At 56.2% G+C, this 17626-nt stretch carries 19 protein-coding genes; 2 read left to right on the top strand and 17 right to left on the bottom strand.

All coding sequences use genetic code 11. The features are described from left to right. Positions 1-9 precede the first annotated feature (9 nt). Complete coding sequence (gene hypA, locus ACVDHI_RS05330) at positions 10-351, top strand: hydrogenase maturation nickel metallochaperone HypA (RefSeq protein ID WP_024944968.1); 342 nt, start codon at positions 10-12, stop codon at positions 349-351. On the opposite strand, the gene ACVDHI_RS05325 is transcribed toward hypA, so the two are convergent. After that, positions 329-709 (bottom strand): hypothetical protein, encoded by a 381-nt coding sequence (locus tag ACVDHI_RS05325; RefSeq protein WP_447211814.1) that lies wholly within the window; start codon positions 707-709, stop codon positions 329-331. The genes hypA and ACVDHI_RS05325 overlap by 23 nt on opposite strands. On the opposite strand from ACVDHI_RS05325, the gene hypB reads away from it, so the two are divergent. Further along, on the top strand, positions 590-1396 hold the full coding sequence (gene hypB / locus ACVDHI_RS05320; protein WP_447211871.1) for a hydrogenase nickel incorporation protein HypB: 807 nt from the start codon (positions 590-592) through the stop codon (positions 1394-1396). The two genes, ACVDHI_RS05325 and hypB, sit on opposite strands and share 120 nt — an antisense overlap. A gap of 298 nt (positions 1397-1694) precedes the next feature. Here the strand turns inward: hypB and ACVDHI_RS05315 are convergent, their stop codons facing one another. The 16 genes from ACVDHI_RS05315 to ACVDHI_RS05240 all read right to left on the bottom strand — a co-directional run bounded on the left by ACVDHI_RS05315 (position 1695) and on the right by ACVDHI_RS05240 (position 17625). Beyond that, entirely contained in the window at positions 1695-2336 is a 642-nt protein-coding gene (locus tag ACVDHI_RS05315) for an ATP-binding cassette domain-containing protein (RefSeq protein ID WP_447211813.1), read from the bottom strand. Next, complete coding sequence (locus ACVDHI_RS05310; protein WP_447211812.1) at positions 2336-3124, bottom strand: ATP-binding cassette domain-containing protein; 789 nt, start codon at positions 3122-3124, stop codon at positions 2336-2338. The genes ACVDHI_RS05315 and ACVDHI_RS05310 overlap by 1 nt, the downstream gene beginning before the upstream one ends. Continuing rightward, on the bottom strand, positions 3118-3933 hold the full coding sequence (locus tag ACVDHI_RS05305; protein WP_201910018.1) for an ABC transporter permease: 816 nt from the start codon (positions 3931-3933) through the stop codon (positions 3118-3120). Before ACVDHI_RS05305 ends, ACVDHI_RS05310 begins: the two co-directional genes overlap by 7 nt. Continuing rightward, complete coding sequence (locus ACVDHI_RS05300) at positions 3923-4927, bottom strand: ABC transporter permease (RefSeq protein ID WP_447211811.1); 1005 nt, start codon at positions 4925-4927, stop codon at positions 3923-3925. The genes ACVDHI_RS05305 and ACVDHI_RS05300 overlap by 11 nt, the downstream gene beginning before the upstream one ends. Beyond that, a complete protein-coding gene (locus tag ACVDHI_RS05295) occupies positions 4912-6531 on the bottom strand; it encodes an ABC transporter substrate-binding protein (protein WP_447211810.1) in 1620 nt (539 codons plus the stop codon). Before ACVDHI_RS05295 ends, ACVDHI_RS05300 begins: the two co-directional genes overlap by 16 nt. A 104-nt stretch (positions 6532-6635) precedes the next feature. Next, a complete protein-coding gene (hybE, locus tag ACVDHI_RS05290; RefSeq protein ID WP_339331670.1) occupies positions 6636-7190 on the bottom strand; it encodes a hydrogenase-2 assembly chaperone in 555 nt (184 codons plus the stop codon). Further along, complete coding sequence (locus ACVDHI_RS05285; protein ID WP_447211809.1) at positions 7172-7702, bottom strand: HyaD/HybD family hydrogenase maturation endopeptidase; 531 nt, start codon at positions 7700-7702, stop codon at positions 7172-7174. Before ACVDHI_RS05285 ends, hybE begins: the two co-directional genes overlap by 19 nt. After that, on the bottom strand, positions 7702-9405 hold the full coding sequence (gene hybC, locus ACVDHI_RS05280) for a hydrogenase 2 large subunit (RefSeq protein WP_447211808.1): 1704 nt from the start codon (positions 9403-9405) through the stop codon (positions 7702-7704). The genes ACVDHI_RS05285 and hybC overlap by 1 nt, the downstream gene beginning before the upstream one ends. Then, complete coding sequence (gene hybB, locus ACVDHI_RS05275) at positions 9402-10589, bottom strand: Ni/Fe-hydrogenase cytochrome b subunit (protein WP_447211807.1); 1188 nt, start codon at positions 10587-10589, stop codon at positions 9402-9404. Before hybB ends, hybC begins: the two co-directional genes overlap by 4 nt. Then, complete coding sequence (hybA, locus tag ACVDHI_RS05270; RefSeq protein ID WP_101149545.1) at positions 10582-11607, bottom strand: hydrogenase 2 operon protein HybA; 1026 nt, start codon at positions 11605-11607, stop codon at positions 10582-10584. Before hybA ends, hybB begins: the two co-directional genes overlap by 8 nt. A gap of 2 nt (positions 11608-11609) precedes the next feature. Next, positions 11610-12743, bottom strand: a complete 1134-nt coding sequence (gene hybO / locus ACVDHI_RS05265) for a hydrogenase 2 small subunit (protein ID WP_324047802.1) — start codon at positions 12741-12743, stop codon at positions 11610-11612. Between the two features lie 622 nt (positions 12744-13365). Beyond that, positions 13366-14178, bottom strand: a complete 813-nt coding sequence (locus ACVDHI_RS05260; RefSeq protein WP_141651341.1) for a hypothetical protein — start codon at positions 14176-14178, stop codon at positions 13366-13368. Continuing rightward, complete coding sequence (locus ACVDHI_RS05255; protein ID WP_447211806.1) at positions 14171-15703, bottom strand: hypothetical protein; 1533 nt, start codon at positions 15701-15703, stop codon at positions 14171-14173. The genes ACVDHI_RS05260 and ACVDHI_RS05255 overlap by 8 nt, the downstream gene beginning before the upstream one ends. 296 nt (positions 15704-15999) lie before the next feature. Then, positions 16000-16080, bottom strand: a complete 81-nt coding sequence (locus tag ACVDHI_RS05250) for a lysozyme inhibitor LprI family protein (RefSeq protein WP_409070733.1) — start codon at positions 16078-16080, stop codon at positions 16000-16002. A gap of 371 nt (positions 16081-16451) precedes the next feature. Beyond that, a complete protein-coding gene (locus ACVDHI_RS05245) occupies positions 16452-16850 on the bottom strand; it encodes a hypothetical protein (RefSeq protein ID WP_316286979.1) in 399 nt (132 codons plus the stop codon). Positions 16851-17220: 370 nt separating this feature from the next. Further along, positions 17221-17625, bottom strand: coding sequence for a lysozyme inhibitor LprI family protein (locus ACVDHI_RS05240; protein ID WP_324062612.1), 405 nt, complete (start codon positions 17623-17625; stop codon positions 17221-17223). Position 17626: the final 1 nt, after the last annotated feature.

Here is a 17626-nt window from a genome sequence, read left to right as displayed (position 1 = left end):
GGAGCCACCATGCACGAAATGTCTCTGGCCATGGCAGCCATCGATCTGGCGGCCGAGCAGGCCACCCAGCGGGGGTTTACCAAGGTGACCGCCCTCTGGCTCGAGGTTGGCAGCTTCTCCTGCGTCGACCCGGACACCATTGCCTTCTGTTTCGAGGCGGCCGCCAAGGGCACTGCCGTCGAAGGGGCCCAGCTTCACTTTCAGCACCAGGCGGCCGAGGCCTGGTGTTACGACTGCAACCAGACAGTCACCCTCACCGAGCGCGGGCAGGCCTGCCCCGAGTGTGGCGGATACAAATTACGAGTCGCGCAGGGTGATAGCCTGCGCATCACCGACATCGAGGTAAGTTGATATGTGTAGCGTATGCGGATGCGGCCAGGCGCGGATCGCCGGCCATGAGCACGATCATGAGCATCATCACGAACATGAACATCACCATGAACATGGTCATGAACACGACCATCATCATGCTCATGACGCCCATCACCATCATGATCACGAGCAGAGCGCGCCGCGCACCCTGATCATTCACCACCACTATCACCATCAGGGGGATGTCCATCACCACTACCACGGGGTGCGGGCTCCCATAAGCCACGAGGGGCATGATCACCCGCATGAGCACCACCATGATCACAGCCATGACCATGACCATGACCATGACCATGACCATGACCATGACCATGACCATCAGCAGGGTGATCTGCACTACGGCAAAGGGGAAGCGGGATTGTCGGTGCCCGGCATGGGGCAGCGCCAGCTGATCGCCATCGAGATGGATGTGCTGGCCAAGAACAACGCCTTGGCCGCCCACAACCGCGAACACTTCGACGAGGCGGCCCAGCTGGTGCTCAACCTGGTATCGAGCCCGGGTTCAGGCAAGACCACCTTGCTGTGCGAAACCCTGCGCCAGCTGGCCGACAAGCGCCCCTGCGCCGTGATCGAAGGGGATCAGCAGACCAGCGCCGATGCGGATCGCATCCGTGCCACCGGTGTCCCTGCCGTGCAGATCAACACCGGCAAGGGCTGCCATCTGGACGCCAAAATGGTCCACGATGCCTGCCACCAGCTGCCCGCCAATGAAGGAGGCATCCTCTTTATCGAGAACGTGGGCAATCTGGTCTGCCCAGCCAGCTTCGATCTCGGCGAGAAGTACAAGGTAGCGATCCTCTCCGTTACCGAGGGGGAAGAGAAGCCGCTGAAATACCCGGACATGTTTGCCGCCGCCCAGCTGATGGTGATCAACAAGATCGATCTGCTGCCCTATGTCAGCTTCGATGTCGCCCGCTGTATCGAGAACGCCAAACGGGTCAACCCCTATATTCAGGTGATCCAGGTCAGCGCCACTACAGGCGAAGGGATGGATGCCTGGCTCAACTGGCTGGCCAGTGCCTGAATCAGAACCGGTTAAATGCCGTTACCAGTGGCGGATAACAAGAGAGGGAGGCTGATGCCTCCCTCTCTTTTATCTGCGAACCTTGTCGGCCGTGCTATCTGTTCGGAGTCGCCAGCGTCCCCTCACCCTGACCCTCTCCCCAGGGAGAGGGAACCGGTTTGTGGATGCTGGCAATAAGTTCGAAGTACGCGCACTGCGAGCATAACAACCAGCTTGTGCCCCCAAGCTTGGGGAGAGTCACCGTCTGCTCCCTTCTCCCCTTGCGGGAGAAGGGCTGGGGATGAGGGGGAACCAACTCTCAAGCTGCGCTTTCGGCCAGCTCCCCAGATTCGGGTTGCACCTCACCAAAGCGCAGCACCCGATGGCAGATCTGGCGCAGCAGTGCCTGCTGGTGACTGAAGATGACCATGCCAAGCCCGCGCTGCTCGCATTCAACCATCAACTCCCGCCAGAGCTGGCGCTGAATCTGCGGATCCAGCTGGGCGGTCACCTCGTCGGCAATCAGCAGTCGGGTGCGGGGATCGAGGGCGCGCAGCAGCGCGATGCGGGCCAGCTCACCACCGGAGAGCTGGCCGGGTTTACGACCGAGCCATTCAGGCTTGACCATAAAGCGGGCAAGCATGGCGTCATCGGGGCGCCATACATCCCAGAGCGCCTGCCCGGTGGTGCGATAGGGATTGAAGGTGAGTTCCGGGTGCTGGGGTACCAGCTGGATGGGGTTATAACCTTTTACCTGTTGAGGTACTGGCTGCCCATCCAGCAGGATCTGCCCGCCGGCCCCAACCGGTTGCCAACCGGCCAATACTCGCCCCAGGGTGGTCTTGCCATAACCACTCGGGGCGGAGATACCGAGCCGTTCGCCCGCTTTCACCGTCAGCGATAACCCCTGCCAGAGGGGACGTTCCCCCTGCGCGATAGTGAGATTTCGTACTTCCAACATCAGGAAACCTCCGGCGCAGAGAAGAGCGCATTGAACTCGGGCAGTGCCTGCCAGTGGGCGCGGAGCATCTCGCTCCCCTGCCCCTGGCGCAGATGGTGGCAGCTCAAGGTATCGCTCACCTGCCCCTGATGCAGCGCCACGATGCGATCGGCAAAGCGCGCTGCCAGCGCCAGATCGTGGGTGACCCAGAGGATGCCGCTGCCCTGATTGGCCAATTCACGCAACTGGCCGAGCAGCAGACAAGCCAGCCCCTCGTCCAGCCAGGCGGTGATCTCGTCCGCCAGAATGTAACGGGCGCCGCCAAGCGCCGCAGTGCAGGCCAGAATGCGCTTGGCCATGCCGCCGGAGAGCTGGCGCGGGAATCTGTCCAGGGTGGTCGCGGGCAGCTGGTAGCGCAGCAGTTGCTCGCCGAGCCGCTCGCGAGAACCGCTCTGGCCGCAGAGGCGTGCCGCACGGCCCAGCTGGCGCTCCACCGTCAGCAGCGGATTGAGGGCGCTCACCCCCTGCGGCACATAGCAGAGGGTGTGACCGCGCAGACGGGCACGACTGGCATCGCACAGGGGCGTGCCATCGAGGGAGATTGTGCCGCGCATCCGCAGATTGTCCGGCAGCAATGTCAGGGCGCTTTGCAGCAGCAGGCTCTTGCCCTCGCCGCTTCCCCCCACCAGCGCCACTATCTCCCCTGGCGCCAGTTGCAGGCTGATATCGGTCAGCAAAGGCTGCCAGCTGCGCCGCCCCAGCCAGGAGTAGTGGGCTGCCTCTATGGTCACCTGATCAAAACTCAGCATGGTTCACTCCTGTGCCACAACAGCTGTTGCAACGCGCGGGTAGCCTGATCAAACAGCAGAACCAGCAGCAGCAACATCAGCCCCGGGAAGAGGGCCAGCCACCAACCGCCACCGGCCAGATAACGCAGGGCATCGGCCAGCAGCAGACCCAACGAGGCCTCGTGGGCCGCCAGGCCAAAGCCGAGAAAGCTCAAGGCCGCGCTGTGCAGCACCGCATGGGGAAACATCAGCAAGGTGCCGATAAACCACTGGGGCAACAGCCCCGGCAGCAGGTGGGTACGCCAGCGACGCAGCGCTCCCATCCCCTGACAGCGGGCCAGCACCACATAGTCGCTACAGGCGATCCGCCGCGCCTCGGCGCAGAGAATGAGCGCCAGCTTGGGCCAGTGGGTCAGCGCCACCGCCAGGATCACCCCGCGCATACCGCCCCCCACGGTAAAGCAGATCAGGATCAAGAGCAGCATATGGGGCAGCGCCAGCATGGCGTCGATCACCATTCGCACCGCAGCATCGCATCTGGGATGGATGAGCGACACGCTTGCCGCCACCATGGCCAGCAGGCCACTGCAGAGAGCCGTGCTGATGCCCAGCTCCAGACTGGTGAGGGTGCCCTGAAAGGCGCGCAACCAGAGATCCCGCCCCATCTGATCGGTGCCGAACCAGTGAGTCAGCGAGGGAGGTTGCTGGCGCGCCAGCAGATCCATTGGCACATCCTGATGAGAGAGGCTCCAGCCGTAAGTGGCCAGCAGCGCCAATCCGAGCAGGGCAAAAACCAGCCGCAGTATGGAGGGAAGCGGATTAAACAGCATGCTCCCCCTCCCAACCCCGATTGATACGGGCCAGCAGCAAACTGGCCACCGTGTTGCCAATAAAGACCAGCAGGGTGCAGAAGAGCACGATTCCCATCAGCAAGGGGATATCGCCCCTGAGCCCCGCATCCACGGTGGCCTGGCCGAGCCCTGGGTAGGAGAAGACCTTCTCTGCCAAGAGCGATCCGCCGATCAGCTCGCCTAGCGAGGCAAACTGCAGACAAATGGCTGGGGTCAGGGCATGGCGCAGCACGTGAAAGCGCAGCATGGGCCAGCCACCATCCCCCTGAGCGCGGGCGTAGCGAATAAAATCGCTCGCCAGCACCTCGGCCACCCGCCCCCGAGTATGCAGGGCAATGTTGCCTACCCCGAGCAGCGCCAGGGTAGTCACTGGCAGCAGCAGATGGCGCGCTCGCATAGCCCAATCAACCTCATCGGCCGCAAGCCCCGGCGTCCAGGCGCAGCAGACCGGCAACAGTGGCCAGTGCACCGCAAACAGGGCAAGCAGCAACAGGCCGACCCAGAAGGTGGGCAGGGAGGCGAGCAGGTAGGCAAAGCGGCAAATCAGGCGATCGGGCCAGCGATTGAGATAGCGACCGGCGCAGAGGCCCAGCAAAATCCCGAAAAAGCCGGAGAGCAGCCAGGCACCCGCCAGCAGCAGGAAGGAGGCGGCAAAGCGCTGGCCTATGACTTCACCCACAGGTGCGTTGTAGAGCATGGAGTAACCGAGATCCCCATGCTGCACCTGGGTAAACCAGTGCCAGTAGCGCAGCCAGAGCGGTTGATCCAGCCCCCAGCGAACGGCGATGCGGGCGTACTGCTCCGGCGGCACATGGAGCAGATCGTTGCCGATATAGGCTTTGATGGGGTCGATGGGGGAGTAACTCAGCAGCACAAAGGTGGCGACCGAGACCAGACATAACAGCCCTGCCAGACGCAGCAGGGCTTTTAGAGTGGCAGTCATCATAGTGGACGAACTTAACGGCACGTCCACCGCCAATCCTGCAGGTTGTTGAGGAGTGACCAGCTACCGTGGATTTCCGGCGCCCCCTTGCCAAGGTCGATGCAGCGATTGGCCAGATAGGTGTGCTGCACATTGAGCAGCCAGGCCCAGGCGGCATCTCCCTGCACTCCGGCGCCAGTTTTGCCATCCCACTCCACCTGCTGCCAGAACGGCACGGCCGCCTGCCAGTTCGGGGCATCCAGCGCCTGCTTGAGGTGACCATCCACCACCGGATTGCTGTAATAACCCGGGTTGTAGAACTCCACGCCACCGGAGCCGCTCTGGTAGTGGTGATAGAGCTCCATGGGATCCAGACTCCCCCACCCCATCAGCACCGGGTTGGCGTGCATCTCCCGCTCCACCTGCTCCCAGCTGCCGGACTTGAGGCTCACCTCGAGGCCAATGGGCCCCAGCATGGCCCGCACCGCTTCCGCCAAATCCCGGCGGGTGCTGTCGCCACTGGTGTACCAGAGGGTAAAAGCAGCGCGCAGATTGCCCTTGTGGCGAATGCCGTCACTGCCCCTCTTCCAGCCGGCCTCGTCGAGCAGGGTATTGGCGTGGGCAGCATCGCCATCCTTGAAGGCGGTGGCTTTGTTCAGCCAGGGCAAACCTTCCACCGCGCTGTAGGCGGGGATGGCATGTCTTTCCAGCAGCTGATCGGCCAGCAGCTTGCGATCGATGGCGTAGTTGATGGCGCGGCGCACCGCCACATCCGAGGTCACGTCGTTGCCGATGGGATAACCCTTGGCATCCTTGCCACCCGCCGGCGGAATAGGGAAGACGATGCCGCGATTCTCGACACTCGGCCGCACCCACAGCTTGAGGGAGGCAGGCACGGTGGGCGCCAGTGACGGGGCAATGCGCACTAGGTCGAGCTGGCTACTCTGGGCCGCGGCGTAGGCGCTCTCTTCATCGATAAAGACAAAGACCAGCCGTTTGAAGTCATTGTTGCCGCCGGCGTAATAGGGGTTCGCCTCCACCACCAGCTGTTGACCGGGCAGGAAGCTCACCAGCCGGTAAGGGCCGGCACCGACCGGCTTTTGGGCATAGGCTTTTGCGTCGTAATCCTTCTTCGACACTATCCCCAAGGATCCCAGCACGTTGACAAAGGTGCTCTGGGGGGCACTCAGGGTGATGGCAACCTCGGTGGGCGAGAGCACCTTGGCCGAGACAAAGTTGCCCATGTCGATCTTGCCGCCACCCTGGGCTGCGCTGTTGTAGGTGAAGGCCACATCCTCGGCGGTGAGGGGCGCGCCGTTGGAGAATTTCAGATCAGGCTTGAGGGTAATAAGCCACCCCTTGCCATCCGTGCTCGGGGTCACCGATTGGGTGAGCACGTTTTGCCAGCTGAGATCGGCGTTTTGTTTGAGCAACGGACTGTGCAGCAGCAGGTAGCTGCCGTGGCTCCAGCCGAGCAGAGGGTCAAACCCTTCGGTGGGCTCACTGCCGATGGCGAGCTTGAGTTCGGCGGGGACGGGCTGGGCAGCCAGCGCCATGGTAGAGAAACCGCCCGATAGCAGGGCCAGCAGGAGGGTGGCAACCACAGGGGCGCCATAAAGGCGAACCTGACTGCGGGGATGACGGGGGATGATCATAAGACTCCTTATCCATCTGAACCACCCGACGCAGGGGCGCCGGGCGATACATCGAACGAGGGGGCCGACAGGGGCCCCGAACTATGGCGGATGCGCCCTGGGGCCTAGGACTCGGTGGCGCCGAGTCCCAGGCCGCGACGGGCACCGAACAGGCGGCGCCGGCTCAAGTTCACGCCGCCCTCCCCCTGCTGCACCGGAAGCGAAAGCAGCATCTTGAGGGCGCTGCTCACCAGCGCCCGCCCCTCCTCGGCCCCCAGATGCGGGTCGATGGGGGACATGAGCGAGCAGGCCAGCAACTGCCCCGTCTCGGGCAACTCCCCCACCATAAAGGTCAGGTTGCCGCAGGGGAGCTGCAGGGCGAGGCGTTCGCTGCTGCTACGCACCGGCCAGAGCTGATCCGGCCCCGGCAGCACCACCACGCTCAGCATCCAGGGGGTGAGCACGCAGCCAAGCCACTGCCCTTCAAACAGGGTGCACTCTGCGACTATGGGCATGGCCGGGTGATAGAAGGGCAGCACCTGCATCTCCTGCTGCGCGATCCGCTCGTACTGGGCTACCAGCAGAGGCGCGGGATCGCTTGCAAAACCGGCAAACTCCTGCGCCGTCTCCGGTAATATTTCCGGCACTCTCTCAACCTCGTTCACAATGGATTGCGCCATGTGCCCTCCCGCGCTTGTTCAGCTTTCTCCTGCTCAGAGAGCGGGATGGCTGGGGCACCGACACTGGCCAGCAGGGTCAAGATCCGATCCGTCGCCTCCCCCAGCGCCGCCACCACCACGGGAGTGAGGCCGATGCGGGGCTCCAGGGATTCGGGCTCGACCCCGATCAGGGTGAGCCGCTTTGGCGACTCCCCCGTCATGTGCAGCGCCGAGAGCACATCCGCCAGCCCCAGCTGGTGCGGGGAGATCTTGCGGCCAAACAGGGTCGGGATCTCCTCATCCTTCAGGGTCACCACGGTACCCGGTGGATTGCCGCTGCGCACCGCGTCCGCCAGTATGATGTGGTCGCGACTGGCCATCGCTTCGAGCAACTCCATGCCGGCGGTGCCGCCATCAAGCAGCTCGATGCCGGGGGCGAAGCGGTAGTCGCGCTCCAGCCCCTCGACGATGCGCACGCCGACGGCCTCATCGCTCAACAGCAGGTTGCCCACGCCCAGGATCAGGGTGTTCATCACAGCACCTTCACCTGAGTTGTTTCACCACTCTGGGTATCCACCACGTGCACCGCGCAGGACATGCAGGGGTCGAACGAGTGGATGGTGCGCACTACTTCCAGCGGCTTGGCCGGATCGGCCACCGGGGTGCCTACCAGGGATTGCTCGTAGGGGCCGGGCTCGTCGTTGAAGTTGCGCGGGCCCGAGTTCCAGGTCGATGGCACCACCGCCTGATAGTTCTCGATCTTGCCACCCTTGATGACTACCCAGTGGGAGAGCATACCGCGCGGCGCCTCTTCAAAGCCCACCCCGCGAAACTCCTTGTCCGCCGGGATCTCGGTCTTGATGTAGGCGCTGAAATCCCCCTTGCCGATGTTGTCCACCAGCGCCTTCCACTGATGAGACAGGGTGTCTTTGAGCACGCAGCAGCGCACCGCCCGGCCGATGATGCGGCCCAGGGTGGAGTGCAGCTGTTCGGTCTTGATGGCTGAGCCGGTGAGCGCTTTATAGATGCCGTTCAGCTGGTCGAAGTGTGCCACCGTCTCCGGGTGCTTGGCGGCGAGCTTGACCAAGAGGTCTGCAAGCGGCCCCACCTCCACCACCTTGCCGTAGAAGGTGGGGGATTTGACCCAGGAGTATTTGCCGTCATCATGCCAGCCGGTGTAATCGGGCTCGGTCTTGCCCTCCCAGGGCTTGAGGGGGGCGTCATCCTTGTACCAGGCATGCTTGTTGCTCTCGGCGATGCCGTCCATCAGCCAGCCATCCTGATGGCTCTCGATGGGGCGATAACCAGCCAGATTGCCATTCTCGATATAGCCACCCGGCATCAGGAAGCTGCCGCCGTCACCGTCGGTGGGCAGCTCCGGCACGCTCAGATAGTGCTTGGCCCCCTGCCCCAGGTTCAGCCACTCGGGGTAGTGCGCGGCTATGATGGCGGCATCCACCTTGTAGACCTGCTCGATAAACTCGCCGAGCCGGTCGATAAAGCTCTTTACGTAGAGCAGCCGCTCGAGGTTGAGCACGCTCGGCGCATCCAGGTTGATGGGGTTGGCCACGCCGCCCACCGCCAGATTCTGAATGTGGGGGGTCTTGCCGCCCAAAATGGCGACGATGCGGTTGGCATCGCGCTGGCACTCCAGTGCCTGCAGATAGTGAGCCACGGCGATGAGGTTCACCTCCGGGCTCAGTTTCATCGCCTTGTGGCCCCAGTAGCCATTGGCGAAGATGCCGAGCTGGCCGCTCGCCACCAGGGCGCGGATCTTGGCCTGCACCTTGGTCAGCTCCTCGGCGCTGTTGAGGGACCAGGTCGATACCCCCTTGAGCATGTCCGCCGCTTTTTGCGGATTGGCCTCAAGGGCCGCGGTGATATCCACCCAGTCCAGCGCGGAGAGCTGATAGAAGTGGACGATGTGATCGTGGATGTTGTGGGCCGCAATGATCAGGTTGCGGATGTACTGGGCGTTGACCGGCACCTTGGCGCCGATGGCGTTCTCCACCGCCCGCACCGAGGCGATGGCGTGAATGGAGGTGCACACCCCGCAGATGCGCTGCACTATCATCCAGGCATCGCGCGGGTCGTTGCCCTTGACGATCTCCTCCATCCCGCGCCACATGGTGCCGGACGACCAGGCCTTGGTGACGACGCCGCCTTCGATTTCACAGTCGATACGCAGGTGACCCTCGATGCGGGTGATGGGGTCTATGGTGATACGTTGGCTCATACGTTGGCTTTCCCTCGGGCCTGATAATCTTGGTGAACACGTTCAAGTGATGGCAGTACCGGCAGCAGCCGGATCAGCAGCAAATAGGCACACACCTCGATGGCGACGAAGCCCAAGGAGATCAGCACTTCCGCCGCGGAGGGGAAGTAGTGGTAGCCATTGCCGGGGTTGAAGGCGAGCAGGGAGTAGTCCAGTCGCCAGAAGGCGGCGCCCAGCAGCATGCTGAGAGCTCCCAGGAACAACATGCGCGAATCGCGGCGGCTCTTGTCCCAGTGGAACACCAGCAGCGGGAAGATCATCAGCGCGATCTCGCTCCAGAACATCAAGGCATAGCGATTCCACTGGGAGAGGTACTCCGACTTGTCGTTGATGACGATCTCGGCAAAGCGCAGCGCCACGAACAGGATCAGGAAGATGTCGATCACCTGGGTCAGCTTGTAGAAGAGCGATTTCTCGTTGGGGCCGCGCCCCGCCAGCCCCGCCTGCACCAGGGAGCCTTCAAACACCACGATGGAGAAGCCCATGATGAAGGCGGTCAGAAGCGAAAAGACCGGCAGCAGCTCGTAGCTTTGCCAGAGCGGATGGATCTTCTCCCCCGCCACTATCATCAAAGAGCCCATCGAGGATTGGTGCATGGTGGGCAGCAGGGCCCCCAGCGCCAGGATGAAGAACATGACCTTGTTGAGCCGCGCCATGGAGACCTTCCAGCCGAACTTCTCCATCAGCACGGGGGCAAACTCCAGCGCCATCACCCCGATGTAGATCGTCATGCAGACCGCCGTCTCGAACAGCACCGAGGAGGTGTTGAAGAAACCCGGAATGTAGAAGTAGGGCAGGTTCCAGTAACGGCCGACGTCGATGGTGATGGAGAGGCCCCCCAGTGAATAGCCGAACAGGCTCGCCAGCAGGGCCGGTCGCACCAGGGGGTGATACTCGCCCCGGTTGAAGACGTAGACCGCCCAGGCCAGCGCCCAGCCGCCGCAGGCGAAACCGGTGCCGATCAGCAGATCGAACGAGATCCAGAGTCCCCAGGGGTAGCCGCCGTTGAGATCGGTGACCGAGCCCAGCCCGAAGATCAGGCGTTTGAGGATCAGCATGCCGCACAGGATGACGAACGGCGCCAGCACCATGACCGGCCAGCTGACCAGCCTGCCCCCCAGCGGATGTGCCTTGTGATTACTCATGATCCTTGCCTCCCGATTGCTTGTCATGGCCCGCGTGCGAGTCATGATCGTCGCCATCCTGATGATCCTTGGTGTTACGGCGAATGAGCACCGAGAGCCCGGTCAGCACCACCAGCGGCAGCACCATCCCCTTGTAGAGGGTGTGCTGGATGTGCTCGGAGCGCGCCCCGGAGGAGAGCTCCGGCAAGTCAGGCATGTCGAGCTTGGTGTAGGGCACCCCGGCCAGCACCAGCACCTGGGTGCCGCCCCCCTCCCTCTCGCCATAGACGTAAGGCTGGTAGTTGGGCACTTCATGCAGGTAGGGATCGTTGGCGCTGAAGGTCTGGCGCGGGTAGGCATATTCGCTGCCCGGGGTGGCCAGCAGCCGGCGCTTGGCCTCGGCCATCAGCGCCTCGCGGGTGCCGAAGATGACGGCGCCGGTGGGGCACACCTCGACACAGCCGGGCAATTTGCCCTGATCGATGCGCTCAAGCCCCTTCTGGTTGCAGAGCTCGCACTTGTGGATCGCCCCGAACGGGTTGTCGTAGTCATATTTGGGCACGTCGAACGGGCAGCCCACCATGCAGTAGCGGCAGCCGGTGCAGACGTCCGGGTCGTAATGGACGATGCCGGTCTTGGGATCCTTGGTCAGCGCCTGCACCGGGCAGACGGAGACGCAGTTGGGATCGACACAGTGCATGCACTGCTTCTTGATGTAGGCATAGCCATCCACCAGCTGATCCTTGTGCTCACCCGTGCCGCTCTTCCACACCTGAATGATGTTGTTGGTGTAGGGGCTCAGCTTGTCGTTGTTGGACCAGGTCGCTTCCCCGGCCGGATTGGCCGGGTTGCCGTTGAGGCGCTGGCACTCCGCCACACAGGCCTGGCAGCCGATGCAGAGGGTGGAGTCGTAGAGCATGCCGAGCGCGCCGGGAATGGGCGGCTTGTTCTCGGCCGCCGCCAGCGCGGTGCCGGAAACGGTGGTGCCCGCCGCCAGCGCACCGACGGAGGCGAATTTGAGGAAGTTGCGTCTGTTCACGGTCACTCCTCCCGTGAGGTGTGCTGCCCGGCTTCATGGCGCTTCTGCTGGCGACCGAGCTCGCGCACCGTCATCAGACTCACCCCGACCAGCACCCCGAGCGCCCCACCGATAAGGCCGGTGGCGGTGGGCGACATGTGCCCTCCCTCCTGAATGGCCACGTCGGGCTTGTTGACCCGCGGGGTGGGATTCTCCACCTTGGCGAGCTGGAAGATCCCCTTGCTGAAACCCACGCCCTGCTCGTTGCAGCCGTAGCAGGGATGGCCTATGCCCACCGGCCAGATCCCGCCACCCACATCGCAGAACTCCAGGGTCGAGCAGTTGCCGTAGGTCTCCGGCCCCTTGCAGCCCAGGTGATAGAGGCACCAGCCCTGACGGTGGCCCTCGTCACCGAACTCCTTGGCGAAGCGACCAGCGTCGAAGTGCGGACGGCGCTCGCAGTTTTCGTGGATGAGCCGTTCATAGGCAAACAGCGGCCGCTTCTTGGCATCGAGCGCCGGCAGCTTGCCGTAGGTGATGTAGTAGGCGACCGTGGTGAGGAAGTTGTGGGGATTGGGCGGGCAGCCCGGGATATTGATAATCGGCGTACCGAGGTTGCCGAGGGCCTCCTCCAGGCTGACGGCACCGGTCGGGTTGCCGCCACTGGCAGGCACCCCGCCCCAGGCGGAGCAGGAGCCGATGGCGATGACGGCAGCCGCATCGGCAGCCGCGCGGCGAATATGGTCGACAATGGGCTCACCGGCCACCATGCAGTAGACACCGCCATCCTTGAGCGGAATGGAGCCATCCACCACCAGCACATACTTGCCTTTATAGCGCTCGATAGCGTTGTGCTTGTTCTCTTCCGCCTGATGACCGAAGGCCGCCGAGAGCACCTCGTGGTACTCCAGCGAAATGGTGTTGAGGATCAGGTTCTCGATGGTGGGGTGGGTGGCGCGCAGCAGTGACTCGGTACAACCGGTACACTCCTGCGCCCCAATCCAGATCACCGGCGGCCGCTCCGGGCTGGTGAGCGCCGTGGCCATCTTGGCCACGGCATTCTGGCTTAATCCCAGGGTTGCGGCCATCCCGGCGCACAATTTCATAAAGTCACGGCGATTAATTCCATGAGCCGATAAAAAAGTATCCTCGACCATTCTTCTTATTCCCGTCAGTGAGCATTGTTTGACAAATGCTTAATTGCGGGAATGCTATGCCTCCCCTTCCCCCTTTATGTTGATCTCCATCAAGTTGAACCCTATTAATGCCTCTATCGAACTGGAGAATGAAATTAAAAAAGCTATATGCCACATGCATTTATTATTTGCTGAGCCCCGAAAACACCCACAAAGAGGTATTTCAAGAAAATACCTAATTAACACCATATAAATTACGTCTTTGTTTTCGGCATGAAATTATAAAAATGAAAGCATTGTCACAGAATCCTTACCCCATGAATGATAAGGCGGCTCATGAAATTATGATCATTGCTTGCTTGGGAAACAAGCGGAAATGTAGCAAGACATGAAAAATTAATCATCATGCTAGATTACTGAACATAAGTTGCAGGTGATCGCATCCGACAACCTCGTTTGCAAATACCACATTTCACTGAGTTTCGACCACCATGTCCAATGCCCCTCAGGAGATAAATGCTGCCAAGATCGGCCCCCTGACTCAGGAAAAAACAATAGAGGTAATGCTATAATAGATTTTGTGTAATTTTGTAAAAGCACCGGCCTTAAGCCGGTGTCACGCATAATAATTTAATATTAATCTTCATCTGCATGAAATAACAGCCAATTCTTTTCCATTCTGTGTGACTGAAATTTCGCCCTTTTCAGGAGATACATTGTAGCTAGTATTTTTATTTTTGAAAATAAACCTGTCACCAACTAAGGAGTAGTCATTGAGAGATATTTCTTTTTTCTGCTTACCATAAGCATAGGTTATATCTCCTGAAAATGGAGAGTAACATAAATTTAAATAACGCCCTGACGTGGTCTTACAATAATAAAAAACGCGATCTCCACTGTCACAAATTTTGCTTCCTGTGCTTTCTGACAGTTCATCTATCTCAATATATCGCATTTTACTGTATAAGTCAGGCACTTCACTATTTACATGAATATATGGGACATCTATTATTTTGCTTATGATGGCAGAATCCTCATCTGCCACCCCTTCCAAATTTATTTTAGTAATATCATTACCTTTATTTATCTCACCAATACCACTTACTCGCTCCTCGCCAGCGCTTGTAAATATAGATGCACTACCTATATAATTAATTTTCTCAGTCATATCAAAATAATATACTGCGCTCACATTAGGCCTATCAGCAACAACTGAAATTTTTATAATTCCATTATTGCTTACTTTTTTACATGAACTATTTTCCGATGTAAAAGGTACCGTAAATGATTCCACCTCCTCATTATATTTTATAGAAAGCATGCTAATCGGCTCACCGTTTTCAGTTTTAGTTTCAACTTGATGAGATATTTCATCTGAGCAGCCTTCAATAGCGTATACCCATGAAGGTAAAAGACCACAAATAGTCAATAAAAAAAAGAGAGGTGGATTATTCATTAACAGACTCCAGATCTTGATTCGCTTTCCTAACCATTGAACCATCTTTATACGCGCTATACCATTTAGAGTCTTTAAGAGCACTTTCAGAAAACTCAAACTTTTTAAATTTCAATTTGGAAAAGTCTACATTTCTACAATCTATGCTCTTGCTTAATCTCAGCAGTGACTCATTTCGCTCTTTTACATGATTAAAACCACCATTTACAGCAATAGTCACTTTCAAGAAATCGTTATTTTTCGTGAAACCTCTTATATCGCCCCATGCCGAGCCAGAAACCCAATACCATACAGAAGAGTACACTGCATGATGGATTTTACTTGCAATCATCTCGACCTTATCACTATCAATAGGCAGTAAATCAATTGACGCCAAATATTTCTCGTAATTTTTTTTATGTGTTATCTGTATTAGTCCTCGACCATGATAGAAACTTCCACCACCATATTCGCCCCATTTAGATGGAGTGGTGCCGTCTTTATTCTTATATTCTTCCGTTGTTCTGAAAAAGTCAGTCTCAACAAGACATTGTGCCAAGAAATGCATTTTATCAAGGCATGTTGAAACACCATAGAAATTCATAGCCGCATTAAGCTCTTTGAGGAAGATATCTGCAGAAATACTTGTAATACCAGCATATGATGACCGTGAAAATAAATTTTCCACTGAAGCCTTCCCTTCGATTTCACTTTCTAAATGTTTCAGTTCAATATCTCTACCACACAAACACTGATTGCCATTTAGCCGTGATAATGTTAATGGCTGAATATGCCAAACTGCCTTATCAAGCTTTAGCTTCGCTGCACTCTGCATCCACTCCAGCTTATCGATACGCTGTTTCTCGTGATCCACCAGCAGGTCAAAATCAGGCAAGCCAATTTTAGCCATCAGTTTTTCCAGCCACAGATAACTGCTGGCCGACGATTTTTCATACCACTCGCTGGGATGCTTGATAATAAGTTTGTGAAGTTGCTCTGCATTGCTGCTATTTTGCAGCGCGGTCTGTATCTCTTCACTGCTAAGTTCACCGCTCTTGTCGGTATCGAAACTGTTTACCAATTCGGTAAAGAAAGTAGGCGGCACATCCGGGTCCAGATAACCATCTGATCCTGAACCATCAACCTTTTTAAAGCCAATCTTAAGCCAGTCATGCTGGCTCAAAAGCTCCACTTGCTCTTTCTTGACATATTTTCCTGACGAAATGCTGACCCACTCCTGCTTGGCGGCATCTTTTTCAAACGTTGGTGATTCAACCAGCGCTTCCAGACTCTTGTCACCGGTTGCCACCCAGAGATCTTTACCATCCTGCTTTTTCTTCTTGTGCAAGATGAGTTCGGCCGGCACCTTGGCATAGCTGGCACCGCCTTTTGTATTAGCTTTGTTGGCCAATACATCGTCCAGTCTGGGATCCTGAGTGAAGACTTCAAGATGGACTTGATGCTTGCTCTTCTTGCCCCCGATAAGGGAACCCGGCGTATCCACCAGGCCGAGATAGCCTATGGTCTCACCGGCGGCAATGGCCACGGGAGATGGCGCTCTCCCTCTGCCCATAGCTAAAGAAAAATTGCCGGAGTGCTTCGCTCAAAATGGTGGATATCCTAGATTTATATTGTATTAGCGATATAAATAATCATATCTGGCAGAGTTGAAACTTTGTTTTTAGCTCTGCCTTTTAATGAAGTGAAATCACTTCTTAGACAATCGCCTTAATTTTGGTTGAATTTATTTAAGTAATCTATTCTGTCAACAGTCTTCCTAAGCTGACAGGTAAGGTATTCGATACCAAAACCCTCTCCTCCAGACCCCATACCTTGTGGATTTTAAAAATTACAACTCGAATCACGAAATTTAATCCAGTCACGCTGAGCTAACTTTAAGTATTTTGTTCTCGGTTCACCAATCCCTTCATAATCATTTTGTAAGTATGAAAAAAAGATTTTTATATACTTTATTTAGTTCTGCATCTGACTTGTTATACAAAGTTTCAACACACTTAAATTGCGCTGTTAAATCAAGCTCATCACATTGACTTACATCGAACATTGCTATCGATGATGCAAAAAAAATAGCCTAGGACTATCATGAATAGTTACACCTTATTTGATATCTATCCAGTATAACTATAACTCTACTATCTCTATATACACAACGCTTGTGAATAAAGCTATGTTGGGGGAGTGGCTGTCTCCCAACTATAATAAATAACCTATAAGATGTGGTGACACCTCAATTTATGAAGGCACTTCGGTTCGGTATTTCACAACCACCGTAATCAAAAACAATCCTCATAATTTTCTAATGCCTGAGAAAAATCAAATCTCTTTCCTTTAGCATTTATATAAAACACATTGTCAAAGTTAGCACCTTGGTAACCAAAGTGATACCGTCCATTTACCTTGCCATCAATTATTTCAACCCAGTCACTATTAACAGCATATGGTCGACCTTCATCATTCGTCTCTTCTTCATAATTCACTTGGACTATAGTTATTTTATCTTTGTTTTTCCCATATTGAACATATCCTCCAACCCAATCTACAGTGGAGGCCCACATCATTCGCATTTTAATTTTACCATTGGGACTAACAAAGCATCGATAGTCTACGCCAATATCTTCAGCACGGCAGACAGAAGACAACAGAATAAAAACCAAGACCAAATATTTATTCATTTAAGTTACTCTAGAGTTATAATACGCTGTTCAACAAAACCTCGCCAGTCTCGACAAAGCCGTCCATACCACTTTCCCCCCATCTCCTGCTGAGTAAATGGTTGAGCATCTAGCAGGGTCAAAAATCTTGGATGTCCCAGATTTTCCACCATATAGACTTACTGGATCAACGTCTCCCCATGATGGATGTCTAGACTGAATTTGTTACTGGATAACTACCAACCAAATTAAAGAAGCGACTTGGAAAGGCCGCTTCCTTCTATATTTTTTACCTAACATGCTGTTTTGTAAAAAACAGCTAATGTGCTACAAAACCATCTGATAGGCACAAAGCTGATGCAGGACCTTCCTTGGCAATCAGCCTTGCCTATCAAGGTAAATCATGAATGAATTGAATCTCATTATTCAAGAAAAATACTCTCTCCTTTGTCACATTCATAAGGCATTTTTTAATTTCTATCTGTTGAGCGATAGAACTGTCTTCAAAGAAAGTCCCCCTTGCGTTACACTGAGCGTCTCTGAGCTTAATCCAATTCCTTTGGGATTGAACCAGTTGACTCCAGTATTTTTCTTTAGATTGTTTATCATAACCACTAGATGACAATGTAGACTTTAAATTATTATATATTTTGTTTAACTCAGTATCAGCTTGTATTGATTTACTTTCATAACAAGCAGCAAGATTGGTAGCTGGCGCAGAGATATCACAATTACTATCTGTGCTTGAAAACACATTCAATGATATAAAAAATAGGAAAAAAGATAGTCTTTTCACA

The organism is Aeromonas sp. 25-248 (genome assembly GCF_053005425.1).
This window is presented reverse-complemented; position numbering and strand designations above follow the sequence as displayed.

Bases quoted from the DNA above. Each gene is read 5' to 3' on its own strand.
- hypA (WP_024944968.1), top strand. From the start codon at position 10: ATGCACGAAATGTCTCTGGCCATGGCAGCCATCGATCTGGCGGCCGAG.
- ACVDHI_RS05315 (WP_447211813.1), bottom strand. From the start codon at position 2,336: ATGTTGGAAGTACGAAATCTCACTATCGCGCAGGGGGAACGTCCCCTC.
- ACVDHI_RS05310 (WP_447211812.1), bottom strand. From the start codon at position 3,124: ATGCTGAGTTTTGATCAGGTGACCATAGAGGCAGCCCACTACTCCTGG.
- ACVDHI_RS05305 (WP_201910018.1), bottom strand. From the start codon at position 3,933: ATGCTGTTTAATCCGCTTCCCTCCATACTGCGGCTGGTTTTTGCCCTG.
- ACVDHI_RS05295 (WP_447211810.1), bottom strand. From the start codon at position 6,531: ATGATCATCCCCCGTCATCCCCGCAGTCAGGTTCGCCTTTATGGCGCC.
- hybE (WP_339331670.1), bottom strand. From the start codon at position 7,190: ATGGCGCAATCCATTGTGAACGAGGTTGAGAGAGTGCCGGAAATATTA.
- ACVDHI_RS05285 (WP_447211809.1), bottom strand. From the start codon at position 7,702: ATGAACACCCTGATCCTGGGCGTGGGCAACCTGCTGTTGAGCGATGAG.
- hybC (WP_447211808.1), bottom strand. From the start codon at position 9,405: ATGAGCCAACGTATCACCATAGACCCCATCACCCGCATCGAGGGTCAC.
- hybB (WP_447211807.1), bottom strand. From the start codon at position 10,589: ATGAGTAATCACAAGGCACATCCGCTGGGGGGCAGGCTGGTCAGCTGG.
- hybO (WP_324047802.1), bottom strand. From the start codon at position 12,743: ATGGTCGAGGATACTTTTTTATCGGCTCATGGAATTAATCGCCGTGAC.
- ACVDHI_RS05260 (WP_141651341.1), bottom strand. From the start codon at position 14,178: ATGAATAATCCACCTCTCTTTTTTTTATTGACTATTTGTGGTCTTTTA.
- ACVDHI_RS05245 (WP_316286979.1), bottom strand. From the start codon at position 16,850: ATGAATAAATATTTGGTCTTGGTTTTTATTCTGTTGTCTTCTGTCTGC.